18 protein-coding genes and 1 tRNA gene are annotated in these 14,872 nt (G+C 66.3%); 9 read left to right on the top strand and 10 right to left on the bottom strand.

What is annotated here, in order from left to right:
- Positions 1–177: 177 nt before the first annotated feature.
- Entirely contained in the window at positions 178–1,125 is a 948-nt protein-coding gene (locus tag P2T60_RS01895; RefSeq protein WP_276280865.1) for a diacylglycerol/lipid kinase family protein, read from the top strand.
- Positions 1,126–1,187: 62 nt separating this feature from the next.
- Here the strand turns inward: P2T60_RS01895 and P2T60_RS01890 are convergent, their stop codons facing one another.
- Positions 1,188–1,331 (bottom strand): hypothetical protein, encoded by a 144-nt coding sequence (locus P2T60_RS01890; protein ID WP_276280864.1) that lies wholly within the window; start codon positions 1,329–1,331, stop codon positions 1,188–1,190.
- 94 nt (positions 1,332–1,425) lie between these two features.
- Complete coding sequence (locus P2T60_RS01885; protein ID WP_276280863.1) at positions 1,426–2,376, bottom strand: AAA family ATPase; 951 nt, start codon at positions 2,374–2,376, stop codon at positions 1,426–1,428.
- 102 nt (positions 2,377–2,478) lie between these two features.
- Between P2T60_RS01885 and P2T60_RS01880 the strand changes: the two genes are divergently transcribed.
- A tRNA-Ser gene (locus P2T60_RS01880) sits at positions 2,479–2,564 on the top strand.
- Between the two features lie 42 nt (positions 2,565–2,606).
- On the opposite strand, the gene P2T60_RS01875 is transcribed toward P2T60_RS01880, so the two are convergent.
- The 5 genes from P2T60_RS01875 to P2T60_RS01855 all read right to left on the bottom strand — a co-directional run bounded on the left by P2T60_RS01875 (position 2,607) and on the right by P2T60_RS01855 (position 6,871).
- The gene (locus P2T60_RS01875; RefSeq protein WP_276280862.1) at positions 2,607–2,927 is read right to left on the bottom strand and encodes a HalOD1 output domain-containing protein; all 321 of its coding nucleotides are present in this window, start codon (positions 2,925–2,927) and stop codon (positions 2,607–2,609) included.
- 60 nt (positions 2,928–2,987) lie between these two features.
- Positions 2,988–3,647: a helix-turn-helix domain-containing protein gene (locus P2T60_RS01870; RefSeq protein ID WP_276280861.1), complete on the bottom strand. Its 660-nt coding sequence runs from the start codon at positions 3,645–3,647 to the stop codon at positions 2,988–2,990.
- A gap of 87 nt (positions 3,648–3,734) precedes the next feature.
- A complete protein-coding gene (locus P2T60_RS01865; protein WP_276280860.1) occupies positions 3,735–4,136 on the bottom strand; it encodes a hypothetical protein in 402 nt (133 codons plus the stop codon).
- 161 nt (positions 4,137–4,297) lie between these two features.
- Positions 4,298–4,807 carry a TspO/MBR family protein gene (locus tag P2T60_RS01860; RefSeq protein ID WP_276280859.1) on the bottom strand — a complete coding sequence of 170 codons (510 nt, stop codon included), beginning with the start codon at positions 4,805–4,807 and terminating at the stop codon, positions 4,298–4,300.
- Positions 4,808–5,290: 483 nt separating this feature from the next.
- The gene (locus P2T60_RS01855; protein WP_276280858.1) at positions 5,291–6,871 is read right to left on the bottom strand and encodes a (R)-citramalate synthase; all 1,581 of its coding nucleotides are present in this window, start codon (positions 6,869–6,871) and stop codon (positions 5,291–5,293) included.
- Between the two features lie 125 nt (positions 6,872–6,996).
- On the opposite strand from P2T60_RS01855, the gene P2T60_RS01850 reads away from it, so the two are divergent.
- Positions 6,997–7,188, top strand: a complete 192-nt coding sequence (locus tag P2T60_RS01850; protein ID WP_276280857.1) for a ribbon-helix-helix protein, CopG family — start codon at positions 6,997–6,999, stop codon at positions 7,186–7,188.
- A gap of 8 nt (positions 7,189–7,196) precedes the next feature.
- Here P2T60_RS01850 and P2T60_RS01845 read toward each other — a convergent pair whose 3' ends face one another.
- Positions 7,197–8,438: an MFS transporter gene (locus P2T60_RS01845; RefSeq protein WP_276280856.1), complete on the bottom strand. Its 1,242-nt coding sequence runs from the start codon at positions 8,436–8,438 to the stop codon at positions 7,197–7,199.
- Between the two features lie 102 nt (positions 8,439–8,540).
- The gene (locus tag P2T60_RS01840) at positions 8,541–8,888 is read right to left on the bottom strand and encodes a DUF192 domain-containing protein (protein WP_276280855.1); all 348 of its coding nucleotides are present in this window, start codon (positions 8,886–8,888) and stop codon (positions 8,541–8,543) included.
- Positions 8,889–9,006: 118 nt separating this feature from the next.
- Here P2T60_RS01840 and P2T60_RS01835 point away from each other — a divergent pair, with 118 nt between their 5' ends.
- Positions 9,007–9,537, top strand: a complete 531-nt coding sequence (locus tag P2T60_RS01835) for a DUF7097 family protein (protein WP_276280854.1) — start codon at positions 9,007–9,009, stop codon at positions 9,535–9,537.
- A gap of 34 nt (positions 9,538–9,571) precedes the next feature.
- Here P2T60_RS01835 and P2T60_RS01830 read toward each other — a convergent pair whose 3' ends face one another.
- Positions 9,572–11,692 carry a PKD domain-containing protein gene (locus tag P2T60_RS01830; RefSeq protein ID WP_276282238.1) on the bottom strand — a complete coding sequence of 707 codons (2,121 nt, stop codon included), beginning with the start codon at positions 11,690–11,692 and terminating at the stop codon, positions 9,572–9,574.
- Positions 11,693–11,912: 220 nt separating this feature from the next.
- Here P2T60_RS01830 and P2T60_RS01825 point away from each other — a divergent pair, with 220 nt between their 5' ends.
- The 5 genes from P2T60_RS01825 to P2T60_RS01805 all read left to right on the top strand — a co-directional run bounded on the left by P2T60_RS01825 (position 11,913) and on the right by P2T60_RS01805 (position 14,782).
- Positions 11,913–12,353, top strand: coding sequence for a VOC family protein (locus P2T60_RS01825; RefSeq protein ID WP_276280853.1), 441 nt, complete (start codon positions 11,913–11,915; stop codon positions 12,351–12,353).
- Between the two features lie 66 nt (positions 12,354–12,419).
- A complete protein-coding gene (locus P2T60_RS01820) occupies positions 12,420–13,103 on the top strand; it encodes a class I SAM-dependent methyltransferase (RefSeq protein WP_276280852.1) in 684 nt (227 codons plus the stop codon).
- A 51-nt stretch (positions 13,104–13,154) separates the two neighbouring features.
- Positions 13,155–13,853 carry an AzlC family ABC transporter permease gene (locus P2T60_RS01815; RefSeq protein WP_276280851.1) on the top strand — a complete coding sequence of 233 codons (699 nt, stop codon included), beginning with the start codon at positions 13,155–13,157 and terminating at the stop codon, positions 13,851–13,853.
- Positions 13,846–14,151: an AzlD family protein gene (locus tag P2T60_RS01810; protein WP_276280850.1), complete on the top strand. Its 306-nt coding sequence runs from the start codon at positions 13,846–13,848 to the stop codon at positions 14,149–14,151. The genes P2T60_RS01815 and P2T60_RS01810 overlap by 8 nt, the downstream gene beginning before the upstream one ends.
- Before the next feature lie 79 nt (positions 14,152–14,230).
- A complete protein-coding gene (locus P2T60_RS01805) occupies positions 14,231–14,782 on the top strand; it encodes a GMP synthase subunit A (protein WP_276280849.1) in 552 nt (183 codons plus the stop codon).
- Positions 14,783–14,872 lie beyond the last annotated feature (90 nt).

The raw sequence follows: 14,872 nt of genomic DNA, 5'->3' as shown, positions 1-14,872 counted from the left end.
CCCCACCGAAGAGGAGTACGACTCAGGGGCGGATAAACTCGTATCGAGGGTGGGCTGACACCCCGAAACGCGGCGGCGACGAGGCGACGAGTCGCCGACGTATCGGCGACCCGACCGGTCGTCTGGCGGGAATCTCCGGCCTCCGAGCATTTACGCGCCGGTCCCGTAGACGCGGACATGGACGGCCGAAAGAGGGCCGACGACGCCGCGACGGACGCCGACGACCCGGAACTGCGCCGACTGATTTTGAACCCGACGAGCGGCGGCGGCACGCACGTCGAACGTACCCGGCGACTCGCCGACGAGTACGGATTCCCGGTCGTGGAGACCGAGCGCGCGGGCCACGGTGCCGACCTCGCGGAGCAGGCCGCCGACGACGGCGTGGACCTGCTCGCGGTCTGCGGCGGCGACGGGACCCTCCACGAGGCGGTGGTGGGACTGGTCCGGGCCGACGCCCTCGACGCGGTGACGCTGAGCGTCGTCCCCGCGGGCACCGAGAACGTCTTCGCCGAGGACCTCGGTGTCCGGTCGCTCGAAACCGGGTTCGCGGTGGCCGACCGGGGGGAGTCCCGGCGACTCGACCTCGGGGTGGCGGGCGACGAACCGTTCGTCCTCTCGGCCATCGCCGGTCTGCCCGCCGACGCGAGCGCCGCGGCGACCCACGAGCGAAAGAACAGTCTCGGCCCGGTGGCGTTCGTCGTCGCAGGCGTCGAAGAGGCGCTCTCGTTCGACGGTCTCCGGGTCGAAATCGACGCGGTAAGCGACGACGGGGCCGACTACGAGTGGTCAGGCGAGGCGGCGGCGATTCTGGTCGGGAACGTCCGGCAGTTCGCCGCGGAGGGCGGGCAGGCCGACGCCGAGGACGGCCTGCTGGAAGTCACCGTCGTCGAGCGACTCCCGGCCCGAGACGCTCTCGTGGAGTACGTCGAACAGCGCGCCTTCCAGTGGGAGACCGAACACGTCACGGAACTCCACGCCCGGCGACTCGACTTCGAGAGTCCGGTCGGGCAACCGGTCGCCTTCAGCCTCGACGGCGAGATTCGGGAGTTCGAGCGCGTGACCCTCGCCGCCCGGCCGGGCGCGCTCCGAGTCAGAGTCGGCGACGACTACGACCCGGACCCCTGAATCGGGCGAGGGCGTCGGGGGGCGAGAGCGTCCGGACGCTCTCGCCCCCGACGCTCGCGGAGTCACCGGGTCTCGCGGTGGAGACGCCGCAACTGGCGTTCGACCCGGCGGGCCTGCTCCTCGGCGTTGGGGTCGAGGTCCGCGAGTTCGGTCTCGTCGTCGGTCTCTTCGGTCTCCGAACCGTCCCCCGGTTCGTCGTCGTCCATGCTCCTCGTTGCTCGGAGAACTGATATAAATCCGTGCAAACCGGAGCGAAAGTGAAATCCAAACGCAAGCGACGGAAACGTCGGGAACGCGGCGCTACTCCACGGTCGGCACGGGCACGTTATCCAGCACCCGGTCCACGACGGCGGACTTCGAGACGTTGTTGACCTGCGCGTCGGGCGTGAGGACGACGCGGTGAGCGAGAACCGGGTGGGCAACGCGCTTCACGTCGTCGGGAGTGACGAACTCCCGGCCCTGCATGGCGGCGTAGGCGCGGGTTGCCTCGAAGAGACGTTGAGTCCCCCGCGGGGAGACGCCGACATCGACGCGGCGGTCCTCGCGGGTCTCGCGGGCCACGTTCGCCATGTACTCGAGCAGGTCGTCGTCCACCCGGACCGACTCGGGCACCTCGCGGAGTTCGGTCACGAGGCGTTCGTCCAGCACCGTCTCGACGGACGGACTCTGAGTCGAGCGACCCGCCCGCCTGCGGAGCAGTTCGTACTCGCCGTCGAGTTCCGGATAGCCGATGGAGGACTTGACGGCGAAGCGGTCCACCTGCGCCTCGGGCAGGAGGAAGGTCCCCTCCTGTTCGACGGGGTTCTGGGTGGCGATGACGAAGAAGGGCTTGGGGAGTTCGTGGGTGTCGCCGTCAACCGTGACCTGACCCTCCTCCATGGCTTCGAGGAGGGCGGCCTGTGTCTTGGGCGGCGCGCGGTTGATTTCGTCGGCCAGCACCACGTTGGCGAAGATGGGACCCTCGTTGAAGTCGAACTCGCGGCTCTGCTCGTTGAAGACGTGGGTGCCGGTCACGTCCGCGGGGAGGAGGTCCGGCGTGAACTGGACTCGGGAGAACGACAGGCCGAGCGCCGACGCGAACCCCCGCGCGGTCAGGGTCTTGCCGGTTCCCGGCACGTCTTCGAGGAGGACGTGCCCGCTGGCCATCACGCCCAACAGCACGGTTTCGAGAAACTCCCGGTCGGCGATGACCGAGTTCCCGACGGCATCGAGAACGGCGTCACTCTGCTCGTTCGCCTCGGTTACGTCCATACCCTACCCCGTGGCGGGGGACCCGCTTGAAGGTGACGGTCCCCTGAACTGTGCGACGGGAATCGAAATCCCTAATACGGAGAGGGCAGAACATTGGGGTGAGCCGAGGTAGCCTAGCCTGGCCAAGGCGGTTGCTTCGAGAGCAACTGTCCTTCACGGACACAGGCGTTCAAATCGCCTCCTCGGCGCTTTTCCAACTTACAACACTTCGTAGCCGTGCCTCCGTTGCGCTATCGACGCCTGACGACGACTTCCCCCGCGGCAGTCACGGTGACTTCGTACTCCGAGTAGGTGAACGTCACCGTGTTCGCTGTCTCGGGTTCGCCGTACACCGACCGAAAGAGGGCGTCGAGCGCGTCGAGGTCGACGCTCCGGAAAATCGGGTCGAGGAGTTTTCCCTGCTCGTCGCCGACCTGCCCCGGAGACGCCGCACGTCCGGTAGCCGTTCGCAACGCCGCGATTACCGCCTCGCTCGGGAGTTCGTCTTCGGCGGCGGTGTAACTGACTATCTCCTGTCCGGTCTCGTCGGCGTGTTTGGACTTCGCTGCCATCGATATGTGAGAACGAAGGTGGTCTCGATGGGAGTCCTTCCGGGTTCGCCACTCAACGTTTTAAGTATCGGTCTCGTCGGCGATGGTACTCCGCAGGAGCGCCTCCTGTCCGCGCCGGAGGAGCGCGGAGAGGGCTTGACTCGAAATCCCGAACTCATCGGCCAGTTCTGCCGTGGATGTCCCGCGGGGAACTTCGTAGTAGCCACGTTCCAACGCGCGAAGTAGCACTTCCCGCTGGCGGGGAGTCACACCGTAGGCCGCCACCTCGTCGTCCTCACCTCGGTAGAGTCGACGGAGTGTGAACGACAGTCCTCGGTCCTGACACCGCTTGCGGTAGTTCGCCAGCGCCTCGCGGTTGGGAAACTGGGCGCGGTACTCGACGCCTTCGCTGTACAGTTCGATACTGAGGAGCGTGATTCCGAACTCGATAGCGTCGATGTAGGTCAGACCGCGTTCGCCCTCAGACGAGAGGGAGACGCGCAGGAGACAGCGTTCGGGCACGTCCGAGAGAATCTCGAAGTCGGTGAGCGACGGGTCGTTCGGGAGTTCCCGGAAGACTCGTTCGAGGGAGTCTTCGCTCCCCCTCACCCAGAAGATGAGTCGTGAGCGGTCGCCGGGAACCGGTTGTTCGTCCTCGACTTCGAATTCGACTTCGGGGACTCGTCGCCGCGTCTCCTGTAGAATCGGATTCGACAGCGTGTACTCGGCGATGAAACCCATTGTCGTAGTAACTCGTCGGCGAAGTAAGGAGGTTTCGCCGCCGGGACCCGAGTCGCTCCCGACCCGCAGGTGCGTCGGTGCAGGCTATCAGAACAAGAACATGAAGTTGTGGACGCCGAGGAACGCGTACCAGAGACCCGCCGAGCAGTAGGTGACGACCCGGAACGCGGCGGGGTAGTCGTCGGGTGCCCACGCGTCCGGCGCGAGTCGGGCGACGAGTTCGCCGCTCTCGGCCAGCAAGACGACCCCGCCGACGGCGAGGACGACGGTGATGAGGACGCCCGTCACCATCCCGAACTCCGCCATCAGCGTTCGAGTGAGCCACATCGACTCGTAGACGTTCTCGCGGAGCGAGAGGACGGTCACGGTGCTAATCGCGTCGAGGGCTTTACCGACGAACACCACCACGAACAGCGCGTAGCGGTTCGCCCCGACACCGAACCGACCTCCATCGACCGCGTAGGAACCCGGAACCGAACTGTTCGACACGTCACCGACGACGCCGCTTCCGTCCTTTGTTATAGGCCCGCAAAGCGGGGTTAACGACCGTCGAACCCGACTTCAGGCGGTCGTTGTCCGGGACGACGGTCCGGTAACGGCCGAATACTTTCGGGCGTCCGGTCGCGCCGAGGACTCGGCGCGACCGGACCTCAGTTGAGTTGCCAAATCGCGGCGTTGAGCGCGGTTGCGAACCCGACCCAGAGCAGATACGGAACGAGCAGAGCGACCGCGCGTCGGTCGATGCGGGCGAACGCCGCCATCGTTGCGAGAATGGTGGCAAGCAGGGCGAGGATGACGACCAACCCGCCGAGGATGGCCTGCGCGCCGAAGAAGACCATCGTCCACGCGGCGTTGAGGACCAACTGGACGCCGAAGACCCCCAGCGCGACCCGCCGGAGTCGCCCCCGGTCGCTCTGCCAGACGAGGTACAGCGCCACGCCCATCAGGAGATAGAGGGTGGTCCAGACCGGCCCGAACACCCAACTCGGCGGCGTGAACGCGGGTTTGGCGAGCGTCGGGTACCACGTCGCCACCTCGTCGGCGGTCAGAATCGACGGGACGATTCCCGCGAGTTCACAGAGGAGAACGCTTCCGACGAGAACCGCCCAGTCGATACCGGTCTCGCCGCGGGAGCTACGGATGCTGTCGAGGACGGTCATACGGGGAGTAAGACGGCGACGGGCAAAGAGATGAAGGGTCGATGGGGTGAGTCACTCGTCGTCCATCGTCGGAGACCACAGAAACCACCCGGACTAACTCGACGCGCGACCACACCCCGACGAACTCGACGCGCAACCTCAGAAACTCTCCCGACGAACGCTTAAAAAGCCCCCGCGCGCTCGGCTCCCGCGGCTCGGTGCGGTCCTCGGTCGTCACTGCGTTCCTCCCTGCGGTCCTTCCGTCGCCGGGGTTCGCCGAGCGCGCGGCCCCTTTATCCACCCTGTCGGTTGGTCAGCCAAGCGCACTCCTGTCGGTTGGTGGGCCGGAGCTTTCGCTGTCGGTCGATGCGCCGAGCGTTCGCTGGCGGCTGGTCGGCCGGGCGCGACCGGAGATTCGGCGTCGTCGCTCGGCGTTCGAGACAACTAATCAATGCCGAAAGAAGTGATATTATTTCTTTCTCAAACCGATAGATTGCTTTTGGCTCAGTCGTTCGCGGTCGCGGGGTCGGGGTCGCTCTCGGCGGCCAGCAGGCGGTCGAGCGCGTCCACCATCGCGGTGACGCTCGCGCGGGTGATGTCGCCGTCGCTGGACGCGACGGTCACCGACCGGTCGTCGCGGCGCATCTCGACTTCGACCGTCACCACGGCGTCGGTGCCGCCGGTGATGGCGTCCACGTGGTAGGAGTCGAGTTGGGCGTCGGCCACGCCGTCCGGCCCGTTCGGGTCCGAGACCGCCTCGCGGACCGCGCTGACCGCGGCGTCCACCGGGCCGTCGCCGGTGCCGCTGGCGACCCGTTCGTCGCCGTCCACGTCGAGTCTGACGCTCGCGGTCGGAATGGCCCCGCCGCTGGTGGCGGTGAGTTCCCGGAGTTCGATGCGTCGGTCGCGCTCGCGGCCCTGCACGTCCTCGGCGATTGCGAGCAGGTCGGCGTCGGTCACGCGCTTGTTCCGCTCGGCGAGGTCCTGTACTCTGGCGACCACCTCCGCCAGTTCGTCGTCGGTCACGTCCACGCCGTGTTCGGCGAGCGCGGCCTTCGCGCCCGCCCGCCCGGTGTGCTTGCCGAGGACGAGGCGGCGCTCCCGGCCCACCTTCTCGGGCGGGTAGGGTTCGTACATCCGCTCGTCCTTCAGGGTGCCGTCGGTGTGGATGCCCGACTCGTGGGCGAAGGCGTTCTCGCCGACCACCGCTTTGTTCGGCGCGAGCGCCACGTCGGTCGCGTCGGCCACCGTCCGGGCGAGGTCGTAGAGTTCGGTCGTCTCGACCGTCTCGACGCCGTACCAGTGGTTGAGCGCGATGGCGACCTCTTCGAGCGCGACGTTGCCCGCGCGCTCGCCGACGCCGTTGACGGTGGCGTGAACGAGGTCCGCGCCCGCCGCGACGCTGGCGAGAGCGTTGGTCACGGCGAGTCCGAGGTCGTCGTGGGTGTGGGTGCTGGTCGGCCCGAGTTCCGAGAGCCGAGAGACCGCCTCGTACGCCCGGTCGGGTCCGGTGTGGCCCACCGTGTCGGCGAAGCAAAAGCGGTCGGCACCCGCGTCGTGGGCGGTCTCGGCGAGGCGTTCGAGGAAGTCCAAGTCGGCCCGAGAGCCGTCCTCGCCGATGACCTCGACCCAGAGACCGTGGTCGCGGGCGTGCGCCACGAGGTCGGCGGTCGTCTCGACGACCTCCTCGCGCGAGCTACCGACCTTCTGTTCGACGTGGCGGTCGCTGGCGGGGACGACGAGGTTCACGCCGTCCACGCCGCAGTCGAGCGCGAGGTCCACGTCGGCCCGGACCCCGCGGGCGAAACTCGTCACCGTGGCGTCGAGTCCGAGGTCGGTGACGCGCTCGATGGTCTCGCGCTCGCCGTCGCCGGTGCAGGCGCTCCCGGCCTCGACGACCGCGACTCCGGCGCGGTCTAGCGCCTCGGCTATCCCGGCCTTCTCGTCGGGCGTGAGTGAGACGCCCGGTGCCTGCTCGCCGTCGCGGAGCGTGGTGTCGAGAAGTTCTACGTCGCGTTCTGAGAGCTGTACGCCGCGGTTCGAGGGAGATGTGTTATCGGGGAAGCCCCCGAATAAATCGTTCACTGGCCATGCTTGACCACACCACACGTTTCCCGCCGACCCAGTTAAGCGGGCCTTTGTGACAGGTGGGCCTGTCGGACCACGAAATTCCCGCCAAGCATATTACGATGCATTGCGTTGCACGACGAATGGAGAACGTCACGACTCGGATGAGCGGCGAGGAGTTGGACCTCGTGGACCGACTCGCCGAGCAACACGACGGGAGTCGGAGCGACGCGATTCGGGCCGCGATTCGGGCCGGAGCGCGCGAGAAACTCGTCCGCGTCGCCCTCGAAAAGTACCAGCACGGCGAGGTCGGGATGCGCGGGACCGCCGAGTAGTCCGGAGTTTACTCGCCCACTTCGGCCGCCGACTCGCCCGCCGAGACCGGAACCTCCCACGCCAGCACCGCCAGCGACCCGGCTATCAGGACGCCACCGGCTATCGCCAGCGCGAGCAACGGCGAGGAAACGTCGGACACCGCGCCGCTCCCGAGTTGGAACGGAATCACGGTCAGGCCGCTGACCATCGCCATCGCGCTCAGAACGGTCGCCCGGCCGACCGACTCGATGCGGTCGTTGACGTACTGGCTGGCGAGCGCCCGCGTCACGTCCGCGGTCCCGCGCGCGAGCAGGAGGACCGGAAGCGCCAGCACCGGGACGAGGTACATCCCGACCAGCGCCGCGCCGACCCCGAACGGGAGGACGAGGAACCACGTCCGAAGCCCGATTCGGTCCTTGATGGCCCCGGCGTAGTAGCTGAATCCCGCCCCGACGAGGCTTATCGCGGCGTAGTACCACCCCAGAAGCGACTCCACGCGAGACGACGAGACCCCGAGGTCCACGACGACCGACTCGAAGACCGGTTGGACGAACATAAACACCAGATAGAGGACCGCGGCGAACAGGACGTAGTAGTAGACGACGAACGCACGAATCCGGCGGTTGGTCACTGCGTCCCGGACGATGCCGAGGCTTCGCCGAAGCGAGAGGTCGTCGGTGTCTGCCGACTCGTAGGTGTCGGGTTCCGACAACGAGAGCAGGGCGACGAGACCGAGCGCAGTGACGCCAGCGGCGACGAAGAAGGGATACGAGAGGTCGATGTTGCCGAGGTAGCCGCCGACGACGGCCGCGACGACGCCGGTCAGGAGCGAGACCGACTCGCCGCGCCCGCGCACGCGGGAGAACTGGTCTTCCGACAGGTCGTCGGTGAGGGTGTCGTAGAGCCACGCGTCTTCGCTCCCCGACCGGAAGTTGTAGCCCATCGACCAGCAGACGTAGAGGGCGACGAGCGCGAGGAACGACCCCGCGAGACCGATGCCCACCAGCGTCGCCGCGATGAGACCCGTGCCGACCAACAGACTGTTCCGGCGGCCGATTCGGTCGCCGACGTACCCGGTCGGCACCTCGCCCAGAACCGTGGTGACGTTGTACGCGGCTTCGAGGACCGCGATTTGGGTGAACGACAGGCCCTGCGAGAGGAAGTAGAGGTACATCACGGGCCGATAGAACTCGACCGCTTTCGTGGCCTTGTAGGTGTAGTACTTGAGAACCGGGGCGGTGGGAACGCCGCCGGAGTCTCCCTCGTTCATCACGCGAGACGATGTGCCCGACGCCTGAAACCTATTGTTAAGACGGAATCGGGTAAATCGTAATACGACAGGAAGTGAAAAAGAGAGGTCTCGGCACTCCGGTCAGGCCACCACTCGCACCTCGTCGCCGACCGCCACCGCGTCGGCGCTCCCCGCCGGGAGTTCGATTAGCCGGTCGGCCTCGGCCTTCGCGATGCCGGTCCACGGCGAGAGGCGTTCTTTCCGGACGACTTCGCCGTCCCGAAGCCACAGCACGTCGAGGGGAAAGGGGACGAACACCATGTGAACGTCCCGAGTCGCCACGCCGTCGAACCGGAAGACCAGCGCGTAGTCGTCGGGAATCGACCGCCGGAACATCAGGCCGCGGGCCTTCGAGAGGAACGAGTCGGCCGTCTCGACTTCGGTGGCGAGGGTCCGACGCTCGCGGTCGGACTCGTGTACCAGTCGCATGAGTTGACGTGTTCCCACCGCCGGGAAAAGCGTTTTCGTCCGCCGGAGGCAGGAACCAAACGACGCCGACTCGTCCCACGCCGTAGCCTTTTGTCCGACGACGACCAACGAGCGCCCGATGAAAGAGACGCCCGCCGGAACCCCGGTCGGCGTGGACGACCCCTACGACCACGCCGGAGTGTGCGACCACCTCACCGACGAGGGCAAGTGCCGGTTCGCCTTCGACAACCCCGAGCAAGACCCCGAGTTCGCCCGCCAGCGTCGGCGCGACGACCTGCGGTGTCCAGTCGCAAATCCGGAAGGAGATTGGGGCTGGAAGTCGTGTCCCCACTTCCGATGCCGGAATCGGGACCGCGAGTGCGTCCGGTGCGGACTCGAAGAGCGCCGGATGGCCCACTCCGACGAGCGACCTCTGCTCGAAGAGCATCACCTCTCGTACGCCGGGTCGGGTGAGAACCTGAGCCACGAGATAACGGTCTACCTCTGTCGGTGGTGCCACGCGAAGGTCCACAAGTCGTGGGCGCGAATCGACGACGACGCCGCTCCCGACCCCGAAGCCATCGCCGAGAAGGAGGGTCGACGGTCGCGCGAGCAGTCCGAAACCAGTTTCGAGTCGGCCGCCGAGCGGTTCGACTTGGACGACGAGTGAGAGTGAGAAAGAAATCCGTTCGTCTCCGTCCGCGCTACCGGCGACGGAGCAGGAGTAGCGCCGCGCTTACGAGAGCGGCGACGGTGGTGACCGGCGTGAATCCGGGGACGCTGGTCGAGTCGCCGTCGTCGCCGAGGTCACTTTTCACCTGCACGTCGGGGTCCTTGGGCGCGTAGTCCTCGCTGTCGGGGATGCCGTCGCCGTCGGTGTCCCGTTCGGTTTTCTTCTCCGAGGAGTCGCCCATCGCGGCGTCGGTAGTGGTCCCGCCCGAGTCGGGCCGAATCACGAACTGCAACGACCCGGTGTCCGCTTCCCGCGCGAGGTCCTTCCGTCCGACCGGGAAGTACGTAATCGAGGAGTGGACGACCTTCCGCCCGGCGCTCGACCCGTACACGTCCGCGTCGATGCTCTTTACCTCGCCGGGTTCGACAGTGAACGTCGAGGTGACGAGTCCGCCGCCGCCGCTCTGGATGTCGCTCCCGCCCTCGATTCGGACGCCGTTGGGGACTTTCAGCGTCAACTGCACCTTGATGGGGCAGTCGTTGGTGATGTCGGTCGCAATCGACCCCGAGATGCGTCCGGGGTCGCCCGTCTCGATGCGGGTGTCCTCGGTGTGCAACTGGACCGCCTGCATCTTTGGCGGTGCGGCCCGACATCCGCCCGAAGGCGGCGGAGTGGTAGTCGTCGTCGGTGCGCCGACGGACGTGGTGGTCGTGGCTGTGGTCGTCGTGGTCGTAATCGGCACGGTGGTCGTGACCGGCGGCGACACCGCGACGGACTTGGTGGTCGTGACCGTCGCACCGTCGTCGTCCACGACGGTCAACTCCACCGTGTGCGTCCCCGCCGCGGCGAACGCGTGCGAGACGCGTTCGCCGCGGGCGGTCGCGCCGCCGCCGAAGTCCCACCGGTACTCCGCGACGGTCCCGTCGGCGTCACTCGACCGAGAGGCGTCGAACGTCACCTGTTGGCCGACCGCGGGGGCCGTCGGCCCGTAGGCGACTGCGGCCGAGGGTGCCCGATTGGGTTCGTAGTCGAACGCGCTCAGGCCGTCGATGCCGCCGTCCCAGTGCTTGCCGCTCCACTCGCCCTGACTGATGTCGGTGTCGCCGCCGGGGGTGAACGCGCCGATGTAGTCGCGTGTCTCGGACCCCCACCAGTCCGTGGCCCGGACGTGGTAGGTGTAGACCGGAACCACGGGCGCGCTGGCGGACACCGTACTCGCTCGGGCGAACTCGAACTTCGTCACCTCACCGGCGTTCAGCGTCACCTGTCGGTCGGTGCCGTCACCGCCCACGTCAAGCGAAACCGCCGTCCCGTCGGTGGTCGCCGCGAGGTAGACGCCGCTCTTGCTCGTCGGATTGTTGGCGTTGTAGTCGGGTTCGCCCGGCAACTGGTAACTGGACTTCGCGTAGGCGACGGGCAACAGACTCACGAGGTAGGTGTAGTCCATGTTGTTCCAGCGTGCGCGTTTGGCGACGACGTGGACGGGACCGGTCGCTTCGACGTGAGCGCCCGCCGATACTTCCGAGACGCTCGTGACCTCGTTTTCGGCGAGCGACTTCGTGGCGTCGAACTGGCCGTCGCCGTCCCTGTCGATTCGGACGGTCACGTCGCTGGCGGCCCCAATCCACAGCGAACCGGCGTCCAGCGGCGCGTAGTACTCCTGTCCGAGTTTCCGCGCGGCCGGGAGTCGGTAGCGAAAGCGGCCGTCCTCGTACGCGCCGAAGTCGGCCGACCCGTAACTGTATCTGGCGTCGAGGGGCTTGTCGGCCTTCAGGACCGCTCCCTTCGCCGGTTTCGTCACCCCGAATCCCTCGCCCGCCGAGACGGTCTTGGTCTCCTCGAAGGTGCCGTCGGCGTTCGCGTCGATTTGGACCGTGGTCGCCTCCGCCGCGGTGACCCGAAGTTTCGAGTGCATCGCACCGGACAACTTCTGTTCGCTGAGCGAGAACGGTAGTCGGTACGTGTACGTCCCGGACGCCTGAAGCGCCGAAGCGTCCGTCGCCCGCGTCTGCCCGTCGTCGGGCGAGAGCGCAGACGACGGGCGCGCCGGGTCGTTCGAGGCGAGTGCGCCGGACGGGACACTGCCCGAGAGCAGTAGCAACCCGACGACCAACGCCACGACGAGCGTGTTCCCAGAACCCGCGGATGTCATACTCACGTTACTCATTCTTTAAAATACCACTTTTTAAACATTGCGTCTGGCGCGAGTTCGGGCGCGAGAGCGGTCCGGAGTGGGTCGAACGACCGGCGGTACCCCGTTCCCCTGCGGTCGCTCGCCGCGTCGGACAAGCACCCCGGAGGCGGCCACGGACCGCAGGTCCGTGGTCCGCCGACCCCGCGCGTATTTCCGCCTCGCGCCCGAACCCGCTGGCATGAACCACGCGACCGAACTCGGGCACGTCCACCTCAAGGTCCGCGACGTGGACCGAGCCGTCGAGTTCTACCGGGACGTTTTCGGTCTCGACGTGACCGAACGCGTCGGCGATTACGCCTTCCTCTCGTATGGCACACACCACCACGACGTGGCGCTACAGGGCGTCGGCCCCGACGCGCCGGGTCCCGGCCGTGGGGTCGGAATGTACCACGCCGCCTTCGAAGTCGAGGACGCCGAGGCCCTCCGGGGGACCTACCGGCGACTCCGAGACCGCGAGGTCGAGGTGTCGCCGGTGGACCACGGTATCAGCAAGGCCCTGTACTTCGCGGACCCGGACGGCAACGGACTGGAAGCGTACCTCGACACCCGCGCCGCGAACGACCGCGAGGAGTGGCGCGGGAAGAGCGAGCGGTTCGACCCGAGCGAGATTAATTCATAGACTATAATGTTATATCTATTACTTGAAAAATATTAAATTGTAGTAGTATGAAATGACTGGTAGAGAATGTCCGAAAACACGTGGCCAGACCTCTACGAGACAGCGTCGGAGTCCGACGACCTCGTGATGCCCGACCAACCGTTACCGTTCCTCGGGGACCTCGTTGAGTTCCTCGACGAAGAAGACTGCGAACGAGTGTTGGAAGTCGCCTGCGGCGAAGGGCGAAACAGCCAGCGGTTCGTAGAGGTCGTCCCGGACCTCGAAGGCTGTGACCTCAGCGAAGACGCCTTGGAGACCTGCGAGGAACGTTGCGGCGACGCGATGACGACCCGTCACGCCGACGTTCGGGACCTGCCTTACGACGACGGCGACTTCGAAACCACCGTGATGCTCGACGCCCTGACCCACCTCCGGGAAGTCGAACTCGTCCTTCGGGAACTCGCCCGTGTCACCGAACCCGGCGGATACGTCGTGTTCAACATGCCTATCGAGGGTGACGACGCCGCCGAAGTCGGACGCCTGACTCACGACCACGGCGTCATCGAGGAGTACCGATACGACGAGTTCGACGACGAAGTGGTCTACACGTTCGTCGGCGACGAGGACGACTTCGAGACACTCTTGGAGAGTTACGGTCTCGAAATCGTCGCTACCGACGAGTACGAGTGGCGTGACCCGCCACACCCGCCCTACCGGATGCAGGAACACGACCACGCTAACGTCCTCGTCTACGCCCGGAAGACTACGTGAGGACGACCGGAGATAAAAAGTGTTTGATACTCCGATGCGTTCGGAACGAACATGAGCGACGAGCGTATTCGATTCAGCGTCGCGGGCGTCACCTCGGGAGTAAAATCCAGTCTCCCCATCGCCGTCAGCGTCGCTACTTACGGGCTGGTCTTCGGGGTTCTAGCGCGCCAGACGACGCTTGGTCCTGCTGAGACCTTGTTGATGAGCGCGACTGTCTTCGCGGCGTCCGCACAGTTCGTCGCGCTCGATTTGTGGGGACGCAACCTTCCGTCGGTCACTATCGTCGTGACGACGTTCCTCGTGAACCTCCGCCACCTGTTGATGGGCGCGTCGTTACGTCCGTGGCTCTCTCGGCTCTCGTCGGGGAAAGTGTACGGGATGCTGTTTTTCCTCAACGACGAGAGTTGGGGTATCACGATGAGCGAACACGCCGACGGCGAGCGAGACGGCGCGTTCCTGCTCGGAAGCGGTCTCATCGTCTTCGTCGCGTGGGTCGGCGCGAGTCTGCTCGGCGTCACCGCAGGGTCGCTCATCAGGAATCCCGCGCGCTACGGACTCGACTTCGCGTTTATCGCGGTCTACATCGCCTTGCTCGTCGGGGTCTGGGACGACCGCGGGGACGCGCTCCCGGTCGGGACTGCGGCCGTAGTCGCGGTCGGGGCCGCGTATCTCCTCCCCGGAGAGTGGCACATCATCTTGGGCGGACTCGTCGGAAGCGTCGTCGGCGTCGTGAGGGATAGCTATGTTTGAGAACCCGCTAGTCGTAGCGACCATCGTCGGGATGGCGGCAGTCACCTACGTCACCCGAATCGGTGGGTTCTGGATGGTCGGTCAGTTCGACCTCTCGGACCGCTTTCACGCGTGGCTGGAGTACATCCCCGGCGCAGTATTAGTGTCGCTCGTCGCACCCAGCGTCGCCAAAGGCGGCCCGGCCGAAGCGGGTGCCGCACTCGCCGCGTTGGTCGTCTCGATTCGGACGGGGAACATCCTGTTCGCTATGTTGGCCGGAATCGGCGTCGTCGTCGCGCTTCGGCAAGTCTTCGGGTGAGACTCGGAAGTCGAAGAGTCCGTTCGACGCCTCCGTATCTTCGAACCCCTTTAGTAGGCCAACTCACTACGCTCGGGCAATGACTCGTATCGTCGTGGTTGACAACCACGGGCAGTTCACGCACCTCGAACACCGGGCGCTCCGCGACATGGGCGTCGATACCGAAATCGTAGACAACACGACGCCGCCGGAGGAAATCGACGCCGACGGACTCGTTCTCTCGGGCGGGCCGAGCATGGACGACATCGGCAACTGCGCCGACTACCTCGAACTCGACGTGCCCGTCCTCGGCATCTGTCTCGGCATGCAGGCCATCGCGCACGTCCTCGGCGGCGAAGTCGGCGAGGGAGAGTACGGCGGGTACGCCGACGTGACCGTCGATATTCTGGACGACGACGACCCGCTGGTCGGGTCGCTCGCGCCCGAGACCCGCGTCTGGGCGAGTCACGCCGACGAGGTGAAGGAGGTCCCCGAGGACTTCGCGCGCACCGCGACCAGCGACGTGTGCGGCGTCGAGGCGATGGCCGACCCCAACCGAGACCTCTACGGCGTCCAGTGGCACCCGGAGGTGGCCCACACCGAGGAAGGCGAAGAGGTGTTCGAGAACTTCCGGGCCATCTGCGAAGCGTAACTTCCGCTCTTTTCGGTGAACTCCTGTCGATGCAACTGCGAACAGCGGAAAAGGTGTAACTGTGTTGTCTGAAGCCCCCGGCCCCTCCAT

Source organism: Halorussus caseinilyticus, from assembly GCF_029338395.1.
GTDB classification, from domain to species: domain Archaea; phylum Halobacteriota; class Halobacteria; order Halobacteriales; family Haladaptataceae; genus Halorussus; species Halorussus caseinilyticus.
Note: the sequence above shows the minus strand (reverse complement) of the source record. Positions and strands in the feature narration are given on the sequence as shown.